The organism is Pseudoduganella sp. LjRoot289 (assembly GCF_964252925.1).
Classification (GTDB): Bacteria; Pseudomonadota; Gammaproteobacteria; order Burkholderiales; family Burkholderiaceae_D; genus Rugamonas.
In genome coordinates, this window is sequence record NZ_CAXUPN020000001.1 from 4,175,977 (window position 1) to 4,197,176 (window position 21,200).

A 21,200-nucleotide genomic window follows, 5' to 3' on the forward strand; every position below is an offset into this window, starting at 1 on the left:
ACGCGCGCTGGGTTTGCCGGTTTCGGCCTTTGCAACAACACAGTCAATTTCAAATCCACGGTAAATATGCGCTCGCATGCAGTGACTAAAGCTCCAGATATAGTTTGACGTATGCTGCTCACTATAGCGGCTCGCACAGCGGGCACTCCACACATTAGCGCACGGAAAGTGGGCATGCCGGCTGCGCTAAAAATGCAAGGGAGTCCACGGTTCGCCATCCTGGGATCCGGGGATTTTATCGAAGGTGTCGCGGTTGTTGCGACGCCGGTTGTAGCGGACCGGCGCCAGCTCGTGCTGCGCGAACAGGCGTTCAAAAAGCCGGTGTTCGAACTCCCAGACACAGATCGCTCCGGCCACCAGCTCCTCGCCCATGAGGCAGTCAGCGGTCGCCACCACCAGCATTTCGGGGCCACCGCTCTGCTGGCAGACCAAGTCGCCTTCTCTGAAGAGATGAAGTGCCATGATGCGACTGCCGCTTAAAACAATCCAGTATCCGCCAAGCTCGCATAAATGGCGAGCGCGCCCGTTTGTATCGTGCTAGCACGAGCCCGCTTTATGGCTGCTACGTCAGCCGTTGGCGGCTCGTTCCAGTGCCTCGGCTGCCCACTGGTTCAGGCTCTTGCCCGCAGCCTCAGCGGCGATCGCAGCAGCCGCATGCACTTCCGGCGACACCCGCAACAGTACCTTCCCGGAGGCAGGTTTCTCGGGCCGGCGGCCGGTGGCTGAACAATCCTCAAGATAGTTTTCTATGGCCGCGTGGAAATCGGAGATCAATTCCGCGACTGAGGTTCCGTGAAAAGAGATGTGGTCGGCCAGCCCGAGTACGCGCCCGATGAAAATCTGATCGCGCGGATCAAACTCGATGCGCGCCATGTAGCCCTTATAGCTTATGGTGTTGTTCGTCATGGTTTGTAACCTGCGGCCAATAACAATGCGCGGATTTCCTCGACTTGGTAACGCTTGGCTTCCTTGCCGGGATGTGGCCGGTGCTGGTGCAAATGCCGGCCGCCGAGTTGAAGCACGACACGCGAGCCAGCGCCCGCACGAACTTGCCCGCCTGGCGCAACAAGCAGCCCCTCCAGGTCGGAGTATAGGATGCTTGCCGAAGTCGGCGATGTGAACACGGCCCGCAGCAGCTTCTCATGCTTCGTTCTCATTGATGATAGCACTCTTTGATATCACTTCAGGCCCATGGCCAGGGTTCGACGGCAGACTGACAGGGTACGTCTGATTGCTAACCCGAAGCCTGAGCTAGCTCAACGCGAGCTGAGCGAGAGCTGAGGAGCTGAGGGCCAGGTCCGACATTTCGACACGAACTCGGCTGGAAGCGGCGCGGACTTCGGAAGCGATACGCGGCGCTTTGGATGGGGACTTCGAATCTCCTAAGGCCTGAAATGGGAATACGAGCGCGCGCCCTCGGCGCGCCAAGCTTCCCGCCCAGCGGGAAGCAAATGGGCGATTCGGAGCGGCTCGCCCCTGCAGGGGCGAGGCCTTCGAATCCCCCGCGCAAGCCGCGCAGGCGGCTTGCTTCTCTTCGCCAAGGATACAAAAACAAAAAGGCCACCCGAGGGTGGCCTTTTGCTTTTGTATCCTTGGCGGAGAGAGGGGGATTCGAACCCCCGATAGGCTATGAACCTATACACGCTTTCCAGGCGTGCGACTTCAACCACTCATCCACCTCTCCTGCTTCTCACATCGCTGCGAGAGGCGCACATTGTAGCAAGGATTCTTACTTAATCAAATGATTTTTTACTTGATCATAGAAAACCTTGCTTCAAGCGTCGGACACCCCCAGCTCGAACGCATGCTCGGCATGCATTCCCGACTCAGCGACGATCCGCCGCTGCGACATGACACGGCTAATGCTTACGACGCTTCCTTGAGCTGCTCCAGGATCGCCGGGTTCTCCAGCGTGGATACGTCCTGCGTAATCGTTTCGCCCTTGGCCAGCACCCTCAGCAACCGCCGCATGATCTTGCCCGAGCGTGTCTTCGGCAGGTTGTCGCCAAACCGGATCTCTTTCGGCTTGGCGATCGGCCCGATCTCTTTGCCTACCCAGTTGCGCAACTCGAGCGCCAGGCGCTTGGCTTCTTCACCCGTCGGACGCGCTTGCTTGAGCACGACAAACGCGCAAATCGATTCGCCTGTCGTCTCGTCCGGCTTGCCCACGACAGCCGCCTCGGCCACCAGCGGATTGGCCACCAGCGCCGATTCAATCTCCATCGTGCCCATCCTGTGGCCCGATACGTTCAGCACGTCGTCGATGCGGCCAGTAATGGTGAAGTAGCCGGTGTCCTTGTTGCGGATGGCGCCGTCGCCGGCGAGGTAGTATTTGCCACCCAGCTCGTCAGGGAAGTAGCTGCTCTTGAAGCGCTCGGGATTGCCCCAGATGGTGCGTATCATCGACGGCCACGGACGCTTGACCACCAGGATGCCGCCCTGCCCGTTCGGCACGTCCTGCCCGGCTTCGTCGACAATCGCCGTCATGATGCCCGGCAGCGGCAGGGTGCACGATCCCGGCACCATGGGTGTGGCGCCCGGCAGCGGCGTAATCATGTGGCCGCCGGTCTCGGTCTGCCAGAAGGTGTCGACGATAGGGCATTTCTCACCGCCGATGTTCTTGTAGTACCAGACCCACGCTTCCGGATTGATCGGCTCGCCCACCGTGCCGAGCAGGCGCAGCGAGGACAGGTCGTAGTTCTTCGGATGCACTTTCGGATCGACGTCGGCCGCCTTGATCAGCGAGCGGATCGCCGTCGGCGCGGTGTAGAAGATGCTGACCTTGTGCTTGGCCACGGTCTCCCAGAAGCGGCCGGCGTTCGGGAACGTCGGGATGCCTTCGAAGATGATCTGCGTCGCGCCCACCGCCGTCGGGCCGTAGGCGATATAGGTATGGCCCGTCACCCAGCCGATGTCGGCGGTGCACCAGTAGACGTCGGCCGGCTTGATGTCGAAGGTCCATTTCATCGTCAGCGCGGCCCACAGCAGGTAGCCGCCGCTCGCGTGCTGCACGCCTTTCGGGGTGCCGGTGGAGCCGGAGGTGTACAGGATGAACAGCGGATGCTCGGCGTCCACCCATTCCGGTTCGCACTGCGCGCTCTGGCCTTCGACCAGGTCGTGCAGCCAGATGTCGCGCCCTGCCACATGCGTGACGTCGCCGCCGGTGCGCTGGTAGACGATGACGTCCTTGATGGTGTCGCAGCCGCCCATGGCCAGCGCTTCGTCGACGATGGACTTGAGCGGCAGGCGCTTGCCGCCGCGCTGCTGTTCGTCGGCGGTGATCACGGCCACCGCGCCGGCGTCGATGATGCGCTCCTGCAGGGACTTGGCGGAGAAGCCGCCGAACACCACCGAGTGCGTGGCGCCGATGCGCGCGCACGCTTGCATCGCGGCCACGCCTTCCACCGACATCGACATGTAGATGATGACGCGGTCGCCTTTTTTAATGCCGCGCGATTTCAGGCCGTTGGCGAATTTGCAGACTTTCTCGTGCAGTTCTTGATAGCTGACCTTGGTGACCGCGCCGTCGTCCGCTTCGAAGATGATGGCGGTCTTGGCGGCGTTGCCGTTTTCCAGGTTGCGGTCCAGGCAGTTGTAGGAGACGTTCAGCTTGCCGCCTTCGAACCATTTGTAGAACGGGGCGTCGTCTTCGTTCAGCGTGCGCGCGAACGGCTCTTTCCAGGCCAGGTTCTCGCGCGCCAGGCGCGCCCAGTAACCCTCGTAGTCCTGCGCCGCCTCGGCACAGAGCGCATTGTAGGCGTCCATGCCGGAGATGTTTGCTTGTGCGACGAAGTCGGCCGGCGGCGTGAACACGCGCGATTCCTGTGGGCCTTGTTGTTCCGTGGTCTGGGTGGTCATGCTGGTCTCCGGTGATAGTAATTGTTTGCAAACATCGTAAGCGCTGCCGCTTACGGACGTCTTACATGCGCTGCCATATGCGCTGCCAGACTGGTCGCATCGGCAATCTGGCCTTTTCAGCAATTCTACGGCAGAACCGCCAGCGCCGGTGCGACCGGGCTGGAGCGCGTGTAAAATGTCGGCAATTCAATCGCAGCCACGGAGCATGACTTTAATGACCGACCCTCGAAGCAATCTGAATTCGACCAAGCTGTCCCCGCTGCCGGCGTTCATCTTCATGTCGCGCTGGCTGCAGCTGCCGCTGTACCTGGGCCTGATCCTGGCGCAGTGCGTCTACGTATTCCATTTCTGGGTCGAACTGAAGGACTTGATCGGCGCGGCGCTCGGCAACGAGGCGGCGCTGGAGCATATCTTCCACGCGGTGGCCGTCGGCAACACCGTGCCGACCAAACTGAACGAAACCACCATCATGCTGGTGGTGCTGGGCCTGATCGACGTGGTCATGATTTCCAACCTGCTGATCATGGTGATCGTGGGCGGCTACGAAACCTTCGTCTCGCGCATGCACCTGGAAGGCCATCCGGACCAGCCGGAGTGGCTGTCGCACGTGAACGCGTCGGTGCTGAAGACCAAGCTGGCCATGGCCATCGTCGGCATCTCCTCCATCCACCTGCTGAAGACATTCATCAACGCCAAGGAATACGACGAGAAAGTATTGATCGCGCAGACCGCCATCCACATCGTCTTCCTGCTGTCGACCATCGCCATCGCGTACACCGACAACCTGATGACCCGCACCCAGCAACTGACCAAGCCGCACTAAGTTTCCATCCTCCAGCGAGAACACCATGACCATCATAAAGCAAGACGACCTGATCGAATCCATCGCCGCAGCGCTGCAGTACATCAGCTACTACCATCCGGCCGATTACATCCAGCACCTGGCGCGCGCCTACGACGCCGAGCAAAGCCCGGCGGCCAAGGATGCGATCGCGCAGATCCTGACCAACTCGCGCATGTGCGCCGAGGGCAAGCGTCCGATCTGCCAGGACACCGGCATCGTCAACGTCTTCCTGAAAGTCGGCATGGGCGTGCGCTTCGAGGGCTTCTCCGGCACCGTCACCGACGCCGTCAACGAAGGCGTACGCCGCGCCTACAACTTCGCCGACAACAAGCTGCGCGCCTCCATCGTGGCCGACCCGCACTTCGACCGCAAGAACACCAAGGACAACACGCCTGCCGTGGTCCACATGGAACTGGTCGAGGGCAATACCGTCGACGTGAGCGTGGCTGCCAAAGGCGGCGGCTCCGAGAACAAGACCAAGTTCGTCATGCTCAATCCTTCCGATTCGCTGATCGACTGGGTACTCAAGACCGTGCCGCTGATGGGCGCCGGCTGGTGCCCTCCGGGCATGCTGGGCATCGGCATCGGCGGCTCCGCCGAGAAGGCGATGCTGATGGCCAAAGAGTCGCTGATGGAAGACATCGACATGTATGAGCTCAAGCAGCGCGGCCCGCGCAACAAGACCGAAGAGCTGCGCATCGAACTGTGCGACAAGATCAATGCGCTGGGCATCGGCGCGCAGGGCCTGGGCGGCCTGACCACGGTGCTGGACGTGAAGATCAATATGTATCCTACCCACGCCGCCTCCAAGCCGGTCGCGATGATCCCGAACTGCGCCGCCACCCGCCACGGCCACTTCGTGCTGGACGGCTCCGGCCCGGCCTATATGGAACCGCCGAAGCTGTCGGACTGGCCGGATGTGAGCTGGGCGCCGGACACCGAGAAGTCCAAGCGCGTCAACCTGGACACGCTGACCAAGGAAGAAGTGGCATCGTGGACGCCGGGCCAGACCCTGCTGCTGAACGGCAAAATGCTGACCGGCCGCGACGCCGCGCACAAGCGCATCCAGGACATGCTGGCCAAGGGCGAGCAGCTGCCGGTGGACTTCAAGAACCGCGTCATCTACTACGTCGGCCCGGTCGATCCGGTGCGCGACGAAGTGGTGGGCCCGGCCGGCCCGACCACCGCTACCCGCATGGACAAGTTCACCGACATGATGCTGGAGCAGACCGGCCTGATCGCCATGATAGGCAAGGCGGAACGCGGCCCGGTCGCCATCGAGTCGATCAAGAAGCACAAGTCGGCCTACCTCATGGCGGTCGGCGGCTCGGCCTACCTGGTGTCGAAAGCCATCAAGTCGGCCAAGGTGCTGGGCTTCGAGGACATGGGCATGGAAGCGATCTACGAGTTCGAGGTGGAAGACATGCCGGTTACCGTCGCGGTCGATGCGGGCGGCACCTCGGTGCACACCACCGGTCCGAAGGAATGGCAGGCGCGCATCGAGGCGCTGAACGTGCCTATCGTTGCGGCCTAAACAAGCCACCAGCATGTCATTCCCGCGCAGGCGGGAATCCATGCTCACTATGGATCCCCGCCTGCGCGGGGACAACACGCCGGCGCAAACATGATCCCAACCATCCCATTCCCCACCGCCGCCGATGCGCCGATCGGCATCTTCGATTCCGGCGTGGGCGGACTGTCGGTGCTGCGCCATATCCGGGCGCAGCTGCCGCAGGAGCACCTGGTCTACTTCGCCGACTCCGGCTTTGCGCCCTACGGCGACAAGACCGAGGCGGTGGTGGTGGAGCGCTCGCTGGCCGTGGCCGCCTTCCTGGTGGCGCGCGGCGTCAAGGCGCTGGTGGTCGCTTGCAACACGGCCACCGTGGCCGCCATCAAGGCGATCCGCGCCCACCATCCGGCGCTGCCGGTGGTGGGCGTGGAACCCGGCCTGAAACCCGGCGCCGCGGCCACGCGCAACGGCAAGGTTGGCGTGCTGGCCACGCAGCGCACACTGACGGGGGAGAAGTTCCTGCTGCTGCGCGATCAGATCGCCGGCGCGACGCAGGCGCAATTCCTGCTGCAGCCCTGCGTCGGGCTGGTGGACCTGATCGAGCAGGGGGAGCTGGACACCGAGGCCACGCGCGCCATGCTGGCGCGCTACATCGCGCCGCTGCTGGCGCAAGGCGCGGACACGCTGGTGCTGGGCTGCACCCACTACCCATTCGTGCGGGAAGCCATCGCGCGCGCGGTGGCGGATGCAGGCGGAGCGGACATGGTGCTGATCGACACCGGCGACGCGGTGGCGCGGCAACTGGCGCGGCTGCTGGAAAGCGGCGGTTTGCAGCGTCCGGGCAGCGTCGGCCATCCGCCGCTGCTGCATGGCTACACCACGGGCGGCGCGGAAGCGCTGTCGCCGGCCTTCATCAAGTTGCTGGGCATGAAGGCGGATGTGGAATCGCTCAAAATCTAGACAGTTCGGCATGATTTGAAAAAAAGCCCGGATTGGGCTTTGCAAGTTGCCGGACACCCTAGTATAATTCGGCACCTGACGCGCAAACAGTGCTTCAGGCGAAGTAAATCAGTGGTGGCTGTAGCTCAGTTGGTAGAGTCCAGGATTGTGATTCCTGTTGTCGTGGGTTCGAGCCCCATCAGTCACCCCACAGAATTACGGCACAAGCCCAGTCATCGACTGGGCTTTTTGCTTTTCCGGATAGATTGGTGTATCGCCCTGGCAAAAGCCTTCTTCAGCGAGACTTCAACAACCCATGGGCGTCGGCCCATTCGTAAAGAACTTGATTCATTCGAGTTTGCCACCCGACACCGGTTGCCTTAAATGCCTGCAAGACCTCAGGGTCGATACGCAAGGTTGTCGGAATCTTGGTAACAGCCTGCGCGGGCCTTCCACGGCCCCGCCTGAACTGCGCCAACTCTTCGTCCGTCAACGGCTGGGCGTCCGGGTCCGACAACGCCGCGGCCGTGATCGCCGCATCCTCTTCATCCGTCGGCATGATGATCTTGACTTTGGTTGACATATCTCCTGGCCTCTCTTGCATTCGCCTTGCGCATGCTGATGGTTCTGGCAGTCTTTGGCGGCATCGAAGGCGATTTCCATGAATTAGCGTATGTACATAAATCATCATCGTCAATGACTGCTTTACGCACTGCACTCCCGGACTCAAGGATGCGATAGCTGGTACTGGCGGTAGTCGGCCGTGCCGCGGTAGTCCTGCAGCGCCTGCCAGTAGCGGATGGCGAAGCCGGGGTATTGGGCGTGGAACTGGCGCGAGAACATCAGGTAGAGCGGGGTTTGCTCGAAGGGGCGCGCGGTGCGCTCCAGCTTGTCCGGGTAGCGGCTGGCGATCAGCTTGCCGGCCTCGGCCTCCATGCCGATCACGCCTTCCAGGCGCCCGGCAAGCAGCTTGGCCAGATTGAGCTCCAGCGTCTTCGCGCCGTCGTCGTAGCGCACCTGCTGGCGCTGCAACTGCTCGATGATGAAGGCGAAGCCGGATTCGACGCCTATCCTGCCTTCGCCCAGGCCACTGAAACGCTGGCCGTCCCACGCCAGCGGCGATCCCTTGCGGCGATAGGCGAAGTAGCGCGGCGTGGCCACGGATTTTTTCTCGTCGGGCTCGGCGCCCGCCATCGGGAAGACGGCGTATTCGGCGCGCTCGGCCGAGTAGGCGCCGAACATGCCGTCCACCAGCCCCGCCTTGAGCTGCTCAAGGCAGCGGCGGCGCGGCGCCACGTAGCGCTCCACCTCGACGCCCAGGTTGCGCGATGCCTGCTGCATCAGGTATTGCAGCTGGCCTGTGCCCTCCACATTGCCGTAGGGCTCGTAATCGACGTCCATGGAGCAAAGGCGGAAACGCGATGGCGCGGGCGCGCCCTGTGCCTGCGCCGGCGATATCACCAGCAACAGCAAATACAGCATTCCATACAGCCAGCACATCCGCCCAACCATGCGTCACCCCGAAAGCAGTCTCAACCCTAGCGTACCACGCCGGCTTGCAGATAGCCGCCATATGGCAGCGGCCAGGCCCCGGGACACCCGCCATTTTGTGGCCGTAAGGAAACAAGCATATCCGCCAGCTTTTACTAGTGCCAAAATGCTGAATATGGACGAGTTTTGACGCAATCGACATGCAAGCGATATCCATCGCCGCCATCTCAGCAATACGGGTACATTGGAATTGCTGGGCGGTTTCGCCGGCAAGTTGAGGGGACTGTTCTCGCTGCACCCGCTCCCACGCAGGTGCAGCGATTTTTTTATCCGGCGATGCGTTCGATCAGCGCGAACAAGCGCGCCATATCCACCGGTTTGACGAAGTGGTAGTCGAAGCCGGCCGCGTAGGATTCGTTCTTGTCGCGCTCCTGGCCGTAGCCGGTCACCGCCACCAGCACTGTGCCCGCCGTCTCCGGCATGGCGCGCAAGCGGCGCGCCAGCGCATTGCCATCGATGTCGGGCAGGCCGATGTCCAGCAGGCAGATGTCCGGGCGCAACTCGCGCGCCAGGTCCAGCGCCACGCGCGAGCTGTGCTCCACCGTCACGGCGTGGCCGGCGTCGGCCAAGAGCATGCCCAGCGTCTCCGCCGCATCCACATTGTCGTCCACGATCAGCAGGCGCAGGCTGCGCGCGGCGCGGGTCTTGGCGGCGCCGTCCGGGCGCATGCCCTGCGGCGCCTGCGGCTCGGCCATCGGCAGGCGCAGGATGAAGGTGCTGCCCTTGCCGATGCCGTCGCTGTGCGCGGCCACGCTGCCCTGGTGCGCCTCGGCCAGGCGCTGCACGAGCGCCAGGCCCAGCCCCATGCCGCCCTGCGAGCGGTCCAGCGTGCGCTCGTCCTGGGCGAACAGGTCGAAGGCGCGCGCCAGCAGTTCCGGCTGCATGCCCACGCCGTTGTCGCGCACGGTCACCGTGGCGCTCTCGCCGCGCAGGCTCAGGCGCAGCTCGACAAAACCGTCCTCCGGCGTGTACTTGGCCGCGTTGTTGAGCAGATTGGCGATCACCTGCACCAGGCGCTTCTTGTCACCCTGCACATAGATCGCCTCGGGCGGCAGCTGCACCGAGAAGCGGTGGCGGCGCGCCTCCATCAGCGGGCGGGCCTGCTCGGCGGCATAGCCGAGCACATCGCGCAGGTCGAGCGATTCCTTCTGCAATGCCACCATGCCGCGCGTGACGCGCGAGACGTCCAGCAGGTCGTCGATCAGGCCGGTCATGTGCTTGACCTGGCGCGATATGACTTCGCTGGTGCGCTTGACGGTGGCGGCGTCGGACTGGAAATGGCGCAGCAGCTCGGCCGCGGTGCCGATCGGCGCCAGCGGATTGCGCAGCTCGTGCGCCAGCATGGCCAGGAACTCGTCCTTGCGGCTGTCGGCGTCGCGCAGCGCGGCCTGGGCGCGCTTGCTATGCTCGTGCTCCGAGCGCAGCGCTGCCACCGCACGGGCCCGTTCGGCCGCTTCCCAGGTGCGCTGCACCACATCCTGCGTGATGGCGATGTCCTCGCGCGACCAGCTGCGCGGCGCCACGTCGGACAGGTTCAGCGCGCACGTGACGCGGCCGGCCTGCAGCAGCGGCACCACCAGGATGGAAGCCATGCCGAGCGCAAGGTAGGCGTCGGCATAGGCCGAGGTGCGGCGGTCGGAACGCACGTCCTCCACCACGAAGGGCTTGCCAGCGTTCAGGATGCCGATGATCTCGGGGCTGTAGTCGTCCAGCCGCGCGCTGCCGGGCAGCGGCGGCAGTTCCGGCCGCTCGGCCGAGCTCCACGCCCCTTGCAGGTAGGCGATGCGGCTGGCCTCGTGGATTTCGGTGTAATACACGCGCGAGGCGTGCAGGTAATTGCCCAGCAGCTCGGTGGCCGCCGCCGTGATGTCGGTGGAGGCGGACATGCTGCGCAGCCGGTCCGCCACGTCCAGCTGGAAGGCCTGGCGCCGGTTCAGGGCCACAAATGCGCGTTCGGCCAGCACTTCGCGGGTCGATTCGGTCAGCACCAGCAGCACGCCCTCGACCTCGCCGCCCTCGTTCCAGATCGGGCTGTGGCAATGCGTGAAGTAGGTTTCACGCTGGCTGTGGCCGCGCTCGGGCGCGTAGCTGGCGTTCTCGACGTAATACGTGGCCCCGGTCAGCACGTGCTCGACGATGGGCGCCATCTGGTCCCACATCTCGCGCCACCACTCTTTGGCCGGACGGCCCAGGTGGCCCGGATGCTTGCTGCCCAGTACTTGCGCGAAGGCATCATTGTAAAACGTCAGCAACTCGCTGCCCCAATGGATGGCCATCGGGAAGCGCGACGCCATCACCGTGCGCAACACCATCTGCAGGCATAGCGGCCAGTTCTCGGGCGGCCCCATGCGCGAGCCGGCCCAATCGAAATTGCGCAGGCGCTCGCCGCACTCCCCGCCGCCGTCCAGAAAAGACGGGCGGCGCAGGTCGGCCAGGGGAGAGGAATCGTTGGTCATCATTCGGGTATCTGGTCTTGCTAGAAAAGCATGCAACCCGAATCATACACTTAGTTGACAACTGGCATGCAACCATCGCGCGTATACCTTGGATGGCGCAAGCGGTCCGGGCTGCGGTGAAAATACAACGCCGGCGCCGAAATATGGCCGCACCCGTTGATATTGCTGCCGCACCGGGGCTGCCGGTGCTATGCTCCTTTCATGGCGAAAAGGAATTTGTCTTTCCTTTTCCATAATACCAAGCACCGAATAACGTTCCTAGCAGGGAACTAGCCGTGACAGTCCGCAAGGGCAGCCCGGCCTTGCCGCGCGATGTAAACAAGAACAGCCGCATCTGAAAAAGCGCGTCGTACGGAATGCCGCCCGCTCACCGAGCCGGCGGCATTTTTTTTAGCTCATCTCGTCCTACGAGTTTCCCTAAGGCATTGATTTGACGCTACAATGTCATCATCGTCTGTCACACTTCCCCGAGCCCAACATGTCCGAAGAAAAATCCCTGCTATCGGTATCCACTTACAGTAAGGATACCCCGGTCGGCCACCCCGACGTCGACGGCCGCGCGGGCGTTTTCGTGCCGACCGAGGACTTCGACCTAGCCAACACCACCACCATCCGCAAGGGCGCGGGCATTGTCGGCTTCGGCAATCCGGACGGCTCGCTGACCGTGTACTTCGAAGCCAACCGCTTCGACGAGAGCAGCTTGCACAAATGGGAAAACAAGGCCCGTAAAGCCTATGACCGCATGGTGATGCGCGCCCCGACCGTGTCCAAAACGAAGATCGACGCCCGCATGCTGGAACAGGTCGGCATCATCGACGGCCTCGGCATCAGCATCAAGCTGCCCGAGCGCCTGCAGCACTGGCTGACGCTGTCGAACGCGCTCGACACTGCCCCCGAAAGCGCCACCGTGCAGTGGAAGAAGTAATTCAGTAGGAAAGCGGGCGTGGGACAAGCCATTGTCCTACAACGGCGTGGACGCTTGGCTGATGCCCAACTGCATGATTAATGCATAAGATGGTGACATAGCAACGCACAACCCGCCAGGAGCCCGCCATGTCACGCATTTGCCCACTCACCATAGGTACCCTGCTGATCGGCCTGGCCAGTGTGTCGACCTGGCTGCTGTGCTCGGCGGACGTGCTGCACCAAGCCTCGTTCTTCTTCGTCCACTAAACGCAGCCCGGAAAGCAAGCGCCGTCAGCTCAGCGCCGGCGGCCGTAGCCGCGATGGCGGTGGCCCCAGTTCCCGAACACAAAATCCAGGCCTATCGTCACCGGCGGGTAGTAATACGCCGGCGCGGGCGCGTACAAGGGCTGCGCCACATAGACCGGCACCGGCTCGGTGGTGTAGACCACGCGCGGTTGCAGCGGCGCTTGCTGCTGCACCAGCGGCTCGCTCGTATATTCCACACGCGCATCCCCCGCCACCGGGCCGCCGGCACGCTGCACCGGCGTCACGGATACGGTGTGCCACTCGTAGGGGTTGGCAGGTTTAGGATAGTAAACGGCCGATGGCTGCGTCGCGCAGCCGGTCAGGGCCGCGACGGCGGCCAAGGCAAAAATGGTTTTCATGGGAGCTCCTGTTCCAGACACCTACTATATGAAAATTCGGCCTCGCCTGCCGCACTTTTACAGCCTGTTACATCCCCGTACCCGGCCGCAAAACGCGGGCGAAAAAAAACCGGCTTGCGCCGGTTTTCCTGTCTGCTGACGCTCAATCCAGTTTCCACGCGTAGTCGACCTTGGTCCAGGTCGTGTCCGGCTTGCCGTCCTTGGTGCCCGGCTTGAACTTGCAGGCGCTCAAGGCCTTGAGGGCGGCCTTGTCCAGGTTCTTGAAACCGCTCGACTTCTCGAGCTTGGACTCGAGCACGTCGCCGCCGGCCGACACCTGGAAGGACATCGACACCGTACCCTGCTCTTCATTCATCAGGGATGCTTTGGGATATTCCGCCTTGCAATTCTTCGAATCGAAGCTTGCAGGAACTTCCGCCGCGAAGGCGCCGCCCGATACGAGCACTGCCGCAATGACACTCAACCAACGCTGATTCTTAAACATGTGTATTCCCCAAATGATTTTTAACTGGATAAGGCCAGGCCGGAATTACAGCTTCCAGACGTAGTCGACTTTGGTCCAGGTTTGCGCCACGGCACCATCCTTGGTACCCGGCTTGAATTTGCACGCGCTGATCGCTTTCACAGCCGCTTTGTCCAGGTTCTTGAAACCGCTGGATTTTTCCACTTTCGAGTCCAGCACTTCGCCGCCTGGGGAGACCAGGAAGGCCATCGATACGGCGCCCTGCTCTTCGTTCAGCAGCGAGGCTTTCGGATATTCGGCTTTGCAGTTCTTGGCGTCGAAGGCGGCTGGCACTTCCGCGGCGAAGGCCGAGGTACTCAGCAGGGCGGCGGCGATAAAACTGATCGAATGCTTGGTCATGATGTTATTCCGGTAAGATTGAAAAGCTGTTGGACGGCCGCACCTGTCGCGGCCATCTTGCGCCCCGGCTAGACCGGGCGCGCGTCTGCAAACTGCGGGGGCTACTGCTTAGAACTCTTCCCACTCGTCGCTGCTGGCGGTGGCGGCGGCAATCTTCTTCGGCTTGGCGGCCGGCGCGGCAACGGCCTTCTTCACGGGGGTACGGGCGGCGGGCTTGCGGATAGCAGCCACTGGAGCCGGCACGAAGGCCGCCGGCGCCGCTGCGCGCTGATCGTTTTCCGACAGCTTGAAGATGGACACCACGCGCGCCAGTTCGCCCGCCTGGTCCTGCAGGCTTTGCGCCGCGGCTGCGGCTTCCTCCACCAGCGCGGCGTTCTGCTGGGTCATGCTGTCCATCTCGATGATGGACTGGTTGACCTGCTCGATGCCCGCGCTCTGCTCCTGGCTGGCGGAGGCGATTTCGCCCATGATGTCGGTCACGCGGCGCACCGAGTCGACCACTTCGTCCATCGTCACGCCGGCCTGGCCGACCAGTTTCGAACCGCGCTCGACTTTCTCCACGGAGTCGCCGATCAGGGTCTTGATCTCTTTGGCCGCACCGGCCGAACGCTGGGCCAGGCTGCGCACTTCGGACGCCACCACCGCAAAGCCGCGGCCTTGCTCGCCGGCGCGGGCCGCTTCCACGGCGGCATTCAACGCCAGGATGTTGGTCTGGAAAGCGATGCCGTCGATCACGCCGATGATGTCGACGATCTTCTTGGCCGACTCGTTGATCGAGCTCATGGTGTCCACCACCTGCGACACCACGTCGCCGCCCTTGCGGGCCACGTCGGAGGCGTTGGCCGCCAGCTGGTTGGCCTGGCGCGCGTTGTCGGCGTTCTGCTTGACGGTCGAGGTCAGTTCTTCCATGGCCGACGCGGTCTTCTCCAGCGACGAGGCCTGCATTTCGGTGCGGGACGACAGGTCGATATTGCCGGCGGCGATTTCGCGCGAGGCGGTGCCTATGGTCTCGGTGCCGGTGCGGACCTGGCCGACGATGCTGACCAGGCTGTTGCGCATTTCCTTCATTTCCACCAGCAGGCTGTCCTTGTCGGTGGAGCTGGTGTTGATGGCGATCGACAGGTCACCGTTGGCGATGCTGCCGGCGATCGCTGCCGTATAGTCCGGCTCGCCGCCCAGCTGCTTCAGCAGGCCGCGGGTGATGACGATGGCAGCGGCCACGGAGATCACCACGGCCAGCAGGCCCATCATGACCATGAAGGTGCGGGCATTGCCGAACCCGGCCGCCGCGTCTTCCTGCACCTGCAAGTTCAGCTTGTCCTCCAGCGCGGTCATCTTGTCCAGCGCCTCGATCCACTTCTTCTGGACCGGCTTGATTTCCTTGATGTAGACCTTGGTGGCCGCTTCGGCCTGGTCGGCCATCCACAGTTCCGACGCCTTGGCGATGGCGGGCATGGCCACCGCCTCGGTTTCGACGATCTGGGCGATCAGCGCCTTCTCTTCCTGCGTGCCTTCGGCCGCCAGCAAGCCCTGCAGCTTCTTCTGCGCGGCGCCATACTTCTCGGCCTGGTCCTTGATGCGCTTCATGTCCTGTTCCATGTCGCCGGAATCGGTCAGCAGGGTCAGTACGCGCAGCGAGGTGATGCGGTCGCTGACGTTGTTGCGCATGTCGATCACCTGGCGCGTCACCACGTTGTTGAAGCTCACCACGTGGTCCAGCCGGTCCTGGATCTGCGCCATGCGCACGATACCGACCACCGTGATGGTGACCAGGAACAGCAGCACCAACGCAAATCCGAGGCCCAGGCGCGTCCCCACTTTCATTTTTGCTAAATTCATTTCGGCTTCTTCGTAAGTGACACTATTGTTAAGAACTACCCAGGAATGCACCCGCTTCGTGCACGAGGACACATTCAACAGTCCTTGCCACTGCGCAAGTAATGACAGTAGCAAACTATGACTGCGAATGCAAAACTTGCGCTTCCGGTCGTGAGAATCTGTGGTTTTTCAGCGCAAGACATAGCGCAACCGGGCTGAAGACCAGGTGACTATGTGTGTATATTATGAAATTATAGGTGCAAATTTTGCCTCGAAGCAAGCACAAACTGCCTCAAATTTACGCAACCTAACTTTCTGCGGGGAAAGCGTCGTTACACAGATTTTGGTTCGGGGAAATGGGATTTCGCGCCCGATAAGGCCGACGGCGAGGCTATTGGTCAGGCCAATTGACGCATATGGGATGCCGCTTCCAGCAGCAGATTGGCGTCGCCGGCGGCGAGCTTTTTCGAGTCCGACATGATCTGGCGGAACAGGCGCGCGCCGGGCAAGCCCTGCATCAATCCCAGCATGTGGCGCGTGATGCTGTTCAGCTTCAAGCCGCGCCCACCCTCCTTCGCCAGCTGTGCCTGGATATAGGGCACCATGGCCGCCAGCACCTGCTCGCGCGTCCTGGGGGCAGCCGCGTCGCCGTAGTAGCGCTGGTCGAAGTTCGCCATCATGAAGGGGTTGTGGTAGGCCTCGCGGCCCAGCATCACGCCATCGACATGCAGCAGGTGTTCGTCGATCTCGGCCTCGGTCTTGATGCCGCCGTTGATCAGGATCTCGAACTGCGGAAACTCGCGCTTGAGGCGGTAGGCGTACTCGTATTTCAGCGGCGGGATCTCGCGGTTCTCCTTGGGCGACAAGCCCTTCAGGACGGCGTTGCGGGCGTGCACAATAAAGGTGTTGCAGCCGGCATCCGCCACGGTGCCGACGAAGTCGCGCACGAAGTCATAGCTCTCGCTGTCGTCGATGCCGATACGGTGCTTGACGGTGACGTCGATGGAAACCGCGTCGCGCATGGCCTTCACGCAATCGGCCACCAGTTGCGGCTCGGCCATCAGGCAGGCGCCGAAAGCGCCCTTCTGCACGCGTTCCGACGGGCAGCCGCAATTGAGGTTGATCTCGTCATAGCCCCACTTCTCGCCCAGCCTGGCGCTGGCGGCCAGGTCGGCCGGATCGCTGCCCCCAAGCTGCAGCGCGACCGGGTGCTCTTCCTCGTTGAAGCGCAGGTGGCGCTCGACGTCGCCGTACACCAGGGCGCCGGTGGTCACCATCTCCGTGTACAGCCAGGTGTGCTTGCTGATCTCGCGGTGGAACACGCGGCAATGGCGGTCGGTCCAGTCCATCATCGGGGCGACGGACAGGCGGCGGCCCGGCAGATTGCGGGCAGCGGTGGTGTCGGCGTTCGGAGCGGTGATGGTGGTCATGTCGGCAACAGTCGGGTAAACGAAAGGGGGCCGTCATTATATAGCGGAATGCGCAGCGGAACGCGCAACGAAATGCGCGCCCGCCCCGCAGCTTGCCCGGCCTGCCCGCCCCGCTCGCCGCCGCCTTGCCGCGCCCGAGGCCCGCCGCCCTAACCGGCCAGCTTGACGGCCGCGCTGAACATGGCCGCGATGCGCGCCATGCGCTCGGCCGCCTCGCCCTCCAGCTCGCCGGCCGCGCCGGCCACCTGGCGCACCACGTCCAGCGCGTGCTCGCGCTCGGCCGACGACGGCGGCAGCAACAGCGGCAGCGCGACGAAGCCGGCCTCCTCGTTCCACGACAGGATCTGCGCCTGCTGCTGCACCACGTCCTTGAAGTGCGCCAGCGACATGACCTTGCCCTCCTCGGAGTGCGTGCGCAGTTCGCGCAGCATGGCGTAGCCGCGCTCGTCCGCCGCGCGCAGCTCGGGCGCGCGCAGCACGTACAGCAGCGCGCGGATGATGGCTTCCGGCGTGCCGCCCACGCCGGCCTGCTCGACCAGCTTGGCGCGCGCCGAGGCCGCCACCGTCTCGCGCGCGATGTCGCGGCCCAGCTGGCGCACGCGGCCGTCGTCCGCACGCAAGCCCACCAGTGCCTGCAGCACCGGCGAGCCGTACACATTCATGAAGTAGCGTTCGACGGCGCTGTCGCGCAGGTCGCGGTACTGGTCCAGCACGCCGACCACCTGGCGCGACCAGGCTTCCTGCAGCATGGTAAACACATTGTCCGGCTTGGCCGGCGCGCGCTGTGCGCGCACCCGCTCGGCCGCCCCGGCGATGCCGAACAGCAGAGGGCTCTTGCTGGAAAACAGCTTGTAGCGCAGCCGGTAGGGATGGAGTTGGCGCAGCCACTCGGCGCCCTGCTCGTTGATGGCGGCCTTCACCAGCGGACTGGCGAACGTGCGGTACAGGCCCAGGTTCACGTCCGACAGCCGCGCCACGGCGGCGAAGCGGCGTTCGTCTTCCTGGTCGTTGCCGCCCAGCGCGCGCACATCGTCCAGGAAGCGGCGCTCGAAGCGCACCACGTAATTGCCGTCCACCAGGCCGGCGTTCACGGTGTCCTTGGTCTTCTCGACGAAGACCGCCTCGTACAGGCCGGGCGGCAGCACGTCGATCAGGTCCATGGCGCCGGTGAATTCCTCGTGCTCCTTGTTGGCCACCGTGGCCGAGACGAAGATGCCGAGGTGGCCTATGGTTTCGTGCAGCGCGTAGATGATGGTCTGGCCGCTCAGGGCCATGGCGTCGTCGTCCTGGTACATGTCCAGCACCCAGCCCAGCGCCTGCTGCGGCGGCGTGACGTCGTCGCCCCAAGAGCAGAACACCACCACGGGCGACTTGACGTTGCGCAGGTCGATGCGGCGCCCCGCGCTGTCGTGGATGGAGCCGGAGCTGAGGCGGTTGCCGACGAACAGGTTGTCGGCGATGTACTGCATCTCCTGCGCGTTCAGCAGCACCGGGTTGCCCCACCACTTCTCGAACTCGAGGTAGCGCTCGGCCTCGGTGTCGATCTCCGAATACACCTTGTACTCCTTCTTCCACCAGGTGTTGGCCGGGTTCATGCTCTCGAAATTGCTGACCAGGTTGGCGCCGTCGAAGATGCCGCAGCCCAGGTCGCCCGTAAAGGCCGTCAGCCAGGTGCCGCCCAGCAAGCCGCCCAGGTAGCGCAAGGGATTCTTGCCGCGCACTCCGGCCCAGTAGGACAGCGGGGTGCCGGCCAGCACCAGCGGGCCGGTCAGGTCGGGATTGAGGGCGCTGGTCATCATGATCTGCCAGCCGGCCTGGCAATTGCCTATGAGTGCAGGCTTGCCGTCCGCATCCGGATGCAGTTCGGCCACCTTGGCGATGAACCGGGCCTCGGCCTGGCACACGTCCTCGATGGTCTGGCCGTGCACTGGCTGCGGCAGGAAACCGACGAAATAGCAGGGATGGCCGGCGCGCAACACGACGCCGATTTCGCTGTCGTGCTTCATGCCGCCGATGCCGGGGCCGTGCCCGGCGCGCGGGTCGAACACGATGAAGGGGCGCCGGTTGGCGTCCACCACCACGCCCTCGGGCGTGTGGATGCGCAGCAGGCTGTAATTGACCGGACGCGCCAGGTCGCGGCCGTCCATGACCACGTCGAATTCGAAGTTGAGCACGTGGGGCGCGGCCTGGGTCAACTTCTCCTCATGGTCGTCGCCGCGCTGGCGCATGGCGTCCATGAACAACACCGAGCGCTGCCAGGCGTCCAGCCAGTATTCGCCGGCCTGGTGCGCAAGATCGAAGGGGCTGCCGAAGGGGCTGCCGAAAGGACTGCCGAAAGGACTGCCAAAGGGGCTGCCAAAGCGGGCAGCTTGGAATAGATTGAGTCTATCGTTCACGCTGAGCTCCCAAAGCAAGCGGATGGAGAGCCAGTATAGCAGTATTAAAAAAGCAAAAACCGCCGGCCCCTCACGGGTGCGGCGGTCTTTTTTGCGCGGGGCTCGCGCCCCGGGCATCTGCGAAAATCAACCTTCGCGGTTGGCTTTTTTACGCTCGTGCTCTTTCAGGAAACGCTTGCGCAGACGGATCGATTTCGGGGTGATTTCCACCAGTTCGTCGTCGGCGATGAATTCCACCGCGTATTCCAGGGACATCTGGACCGGCGGCACCAGGCGCACCGCTTCGTCGGTACCCGACGAACGCACGTTGGTCAGCTGCTTGCCCTTGATCGGGTTAACCACCAGATCGTTGTCGCGCGAGTGGATGCCGATGATCATGCCTTCGTACACCGGGTCATTGTGGACCACGAACATGCGGCCGCGATCCTGCAGTTTCCAGATGGCGTAGGCAACGGCGGCGCCGTCGTCCTGCGAGATCAGCACGCCGTTGCGGCGGCCGGCCATTTCGCCCTTCGAGTTGTCCACTGGCGCGTACTCGTCGAAGATGTGCGACATCAGGCCGGTACCGCGGGTCAGGGTCATGAACTCGGACTGGAAGCCGATCAGGCCACGGGCAGGGATGCGGTATTCCAGGCGTACACGGCCCTTGGCGTCCGATTCCATGTTCTGCAGGTCGCCGCGGCGGCGGCCCAGCTCTTCCATGACGCCGCCCTGGTTCGCTTCTTCCACGTCCACGGTCAGCAGTTCGAACGGCTCGTGGCGCACGCCATCGACCATCTTGTAGACCACGCGCGGACGCGATACGGCCATTTCGAAGCCTTCGCGGCGCATGTTTTCGATCAGGATGGTCAGGTGCAGTTCGCCGCGGCCCGATACTTCGAAGATCGTGTCGTCGTCGGTCGGCGCCACGCGCAGCGCGACGTTGGCCTTCAGTTCTTTGTCCAGGCGGTCGCGCAGCTGGCGCGAGGTCACGAACTTGCCTTCGCGGCCGGCCAGCGGCGAGTTGTTGACCATGAAGTTCATGGTCAGGGTAGGCTCGTCGACGGTCAGCATCGGCATTGCGTCCGGGGTGTCCGGGGCGCAAACGGTCGAACCGATGCCGATGTCTTCGATACCGTTGATCAGGATGATGTCGCCGGCGACGGCTTCGTCAACCAGCACGCGCTCCAGGCCCTTGAAGTTCAGCACCTGGTTGATGCGGCCCTTGATCGGGGTCGAATCAGGACCGTTCAGGACGATGACGTCCTGGCCGGTCTTGACGCGGCCGCGCGAAACGCGGCCGATGCCGATCTTGCCGACGTAGGACGAGTAGTCCAGCGAGGTGATTTGCATCTGCAGAGGACCGTCCGGATCGTCGTCACGCGATGGCACGTGCTTCAGGATCGCTTCGAACAGCGGCTTCATGTCGCCTTCGCGGACGGTGTCGTCCAGCGATGCGTAGCCGTTCAGGGCCGAAGCGTAGACAACCGGGAAGTCCAGCTGCTCGTCGGTGGCGCCCAGTTTGTCGAACAGTTCGAAGGTGGCGTTGATCGCCCAGTCAGGACGCGCGCCCGGACGGTCGATCTTGTTCACGACGACGATAGGCTTCAGGCCCAGGGCCAGCGCCTTGCGGGTCACGAAACGGGTCTGTGGCATCGGGCCTTCTTGTGCGTCGACCAGCAGCAGAACCGAGTCCACCATCGACAGCACGCGCTCCACTTCGCCGCCGAAGTCGGCGTGGCCGGGGGTGTCGACGATGTTGATGTGGGTGCCTTCGTATTCGACTGCGCAGTTTTTCGACAGAATGGTAATGCCGCGTTCTTTTTCGAGGTCGTTCGAGTCCATCACGCGGGTTTCAACTTGCTGGTTTTCGCGGAAGGTACCGGACTGGCGCAGCAGTTTGTCGACCAGGGTGGTTTTACCGTGGTCAACGTGGGCGATGATGGCGATATTGCGGATAGCGCGTTTAGTAGTAGACATAGTCGT

Annotated in this window: 18 protein-coding genes and 2 tRNA genes; 5 read left to right on the plus strand and 15 right to left on the minus strand. The window is 63.3% G+C overall.

Annotated elements, in window-relative coordinates:
• Positions 1-186: 186 nt before the first annotated feature.
• The 5 genes from ACSQ8Y_RS17880 to acs form a co-directional block, all read right to left on the minus strand.
• Positions 187-462: a hypothetical protein gene (locus tag ACSQ8Y_RS17880; RefSeq protein ID WP_436267782.1), complete on the minus strand. Its 276-nt coding sequence runs from the start codon at positions 460-462 to the stop codon at positions 187-189.
• A 105-nt stretch (positions 463-567) separates the two neighbouring features.
• A complete protein-coding gene (locus ACSQ8Y_RS17885; RefSeq protein WP_436267783.1) occupies positions 568-906 on the minus strand; it encodes a type II toxin-antitoxin system HicB family antitoxin in 339 nt (112 codons plus the stop codon).
• Positions 903-1,157, minus strand: a complete 255-nt coding sequence (locus ACSQ8Y_RS17890) for a type II toxin-antitoxin system HicA family toxin (RefSeq protein ID WP_436267784.1) — start codon at positions 1,155-1,157, stop codon at positions 903-905. Before ACSQ8Y_RS17890 ends, ACSQ8Y_RS17885 begins: the two co-directional genes overlap by 4 nt.
• A gap of 436 nt (positions 1,158-1,593) precedes the next feature.
• Positions 1,594-1,684, minus strand: a tRNA-Ser gene (locus ACSQ8Y_RS17895).
• A gap of 182 nt (positions 1,685-1,866) precedes the next feature.
• Positions 1,867-3,858, minus strand: a complete 1,992-nt coding sequence (gene acs / locus ACSQ8Y_RS17900; RefSeq protein WP_436267785.1) for an acetate--CoA ligase — start codon at positions 3,856-3,858, stop codon at positions 1,867-1,869.
• Positions 3,859-4,072: 214 nt separating this feature from the next.
• On the opposite strand from acs, the gene ACSQ8Y_RS17905 reads away from it, so the two are divergent.
• The 4 genes from ACSQ8Y_RS17905 (at position 4,073) to ACSQ8Y_RS17920 (ending at position 7,362) form a co-directional block, all read left to right on the plus strand.
• Positions 4,073-4,681 carry a TIGR00645 family protein gene (locus ACSQ8Y_RS17905; RefSeq protein ID WP_436267786.1) on the plus strand — a complete coding sequence of 203 codons (609 nt, stop codon included), beginning with the start codon at positions 4,073-4,075 and terminating at the stop codon, positions 4,679-4,681.
• Positions 4,682-4,706: 25 nt separating this feature from the next.
• Positions 4,707-6,236 carry a fumarate hydratase gene (locus ACSQ8Y_RS17910; RefSeq protein WP_436267787.1) on the plus strand — a complete coding sequence of 510 codons (1,530 nt, stop codon included), beginning with the start codon at positions 4,707-4,709 and terminating at the stop codon, positions 6,234-6,236.
• Positions 6,237-6,326: 90 nt separating this feature from the next.
• Complete coding sequence (gene murI / locus ACSQ8Y_RS17915; RefSeq protein ID WP_436267788.1) at positions 6,327-7,172, plus strand: glutamate racemase; 846 nt, start codon at positions 6,327-6,329, stop codon at positions 7,170-7,172.
• 114 nt (positions 7,173-7,286) lie between these two features.
• A tRNA-His gene (locus ACSQ8Y_RS17920) sits at positions 7,287-7,362 on the plus strand.
• Positions 7,363-7,446: 84 nt separating this feature from the next.
• Here the strand turns inward: ACSQ8Y_RS17920 and ACSQ8Y_RS17925 are convergent.
• The 3 genes from ACSQ8Y_RS17925 to ACSQ8Y_RS17935 form a co-directional block, all read right to left on the minus strand.
• Positions 7,447-7,734 carry a BrnA antitoxin family protein gene (locus ACSQ8Y_RS17925; protein WP_436267789.1) on the minus strand — a complete coding sequence of 96 codons (288 nt, stop codon included), beginning with the start codon at positions 7,732-7,734 and terminating at the stop codon, positions 7,447-7,449.
• Between the two features lie 143 nt (positions 7,735-7,877).
• Positions 7,878-8,633 carry a substrate-binding periplasmic protein gene (locus tag ACSQ8Y_RS17930; RefSeq protein WP_436267790.1) on the minus strand — a complete coding sequence of 252 codons (756 nt, stop codon included), beginning with the start codon at positions 8,631-8,633 and terminating at the stop codon, positions 7,878-7,880.
• Between the two features lie 335 nt (positions 8,634-8,968).
• Positions 8,969-11,161 carry a hybrid sensor histidine kinase/response regulator gene (locus ACSQ8Y_RS17935; protein ID WP_436267791.1) on the minus strand — a complete coding sequence of 731 codons (2,193 nt, stop codon included), beginning with the start codon at positions 11,159-11,161 and terminating at the stop codon, positions 8,969-8,971.
• A gap of 475 nt (positions 11,162-11,636) precedes the next feature.
• Here ACSQ8Y_RS17935 and ACSQ8Y_RS17940 point away from each other — a divergent pair, with 475 nt between their 5' ends.
• Positions 11,637-12,083, plus strand: a complete 447-nt coding sequence (locus ACSQ8Y_RS17940; protein ID WP_436267792.1) for a hypothetical protein — start codon at positions 11,637-11,639, stop codon at positions 12,081-12,083.
• Between the two features lie 277 nt (positions 12,084-12,360).
• On the opposite strand, the gene ACSQ8Y_RS17945 is transcribed toward ACSQ8Y_RS17940, so the two are convergent.
• The 7 genes from ACSQ8Y_RS17945 to typA form a co-directional block, all read right to left on the minus strand.
• On the minus strand, positions 12,361-12,729 hold the full coding sequence (locus tag ACSQ8Y_RS17945) for a hypothetical protein (RefSeq protein WP_436267793.1): 369 nt from the start codon (positions 12,727-12,729) through the stop codon (positions 12,361-12,363).
• A 142-nt stretch (positions 12,730-12,871) separates the two neighbouring features.
• Positions 12,872-13,213 (minus strand): energy transducer TonB, encoded by a 342-nt coding sequence (locus ACSQ8Y_RS17950; RefSeq protein ID WP_436267794.1) that lies wholly within the window; start codon positions 13,211-13,213, stop codon positions 12,872-12,874.
• 45 nt (positions 13,214-13,258) lie between these two features.
• Positions 13,259-13,591 carry an energy transducer TonB gene (locus tag ACSQ8Y_RS17955; protein WP_436267795.1) on the minus strand — a complete coding sequence of 111 codons (333 nt, stop codon included), beginning with the start codon at positions 13,589-13,591 and terminating at the stop codon, positions 13,259-13,261.
• 108 nt (positions 13,592-13,699) lie between these two features.
• Positions 13,700-15,430, minus strand: coding sequence for a methyl-accepting chemotaxis protein (locus ACSQ8Y_RS17960; RefSeq protein WP_436267796.1), 1,731 nt, complete (start codon positions 15,428-15,430; stop codon positions 13,700-13,702).
• A gap of 377 nt (positions 15,431-15,807) precedes the next feature.
• Positions 15,808-16,839 carry a tRNA dihydrouridine(20/20a) synthase DusA gene (gene dusA / locus ACSQ8Y_RS17965; protein WP_436267797.1) on the minus strand — a complete coding sequence of 344 codons (1,032 nt, stop codon included), beginning with the start codon at positions 16,837-16,839 and terminating at the stop codon, positions 15,808-15,810.
• 149 nt (positions 16,840-16,988) lie between these two features.
• Positions 16,989-19,235 carry a DUF3141 domain-containing protein gene (locus tag ACSQ8Y_RS17970; RefSeq protein ID WP_436267798.1) on the minus strand — a complete coding sequence of 749 codons (2,247 nt, stop codon included), beginning with the start codon at positions 19,233-19,235 and terminating at the stop codon, positions 16,989-16,991.
• 126 nt (positions 19,236-19,361) lie between these two features.
• Positions 19,362-21,194, minus strand: coding sequence for a translational GTPase TypA (typA, locus tag ACSQ8Y_RS17975; RefSeq protein ID WP_436267799.1), 1,833 nt, complete (start codon positions 21,192-21,194; stop codon positions 19,362-19,364).
• Positions 21,195-21,200 lie beyond the last annotated feature (6 nt).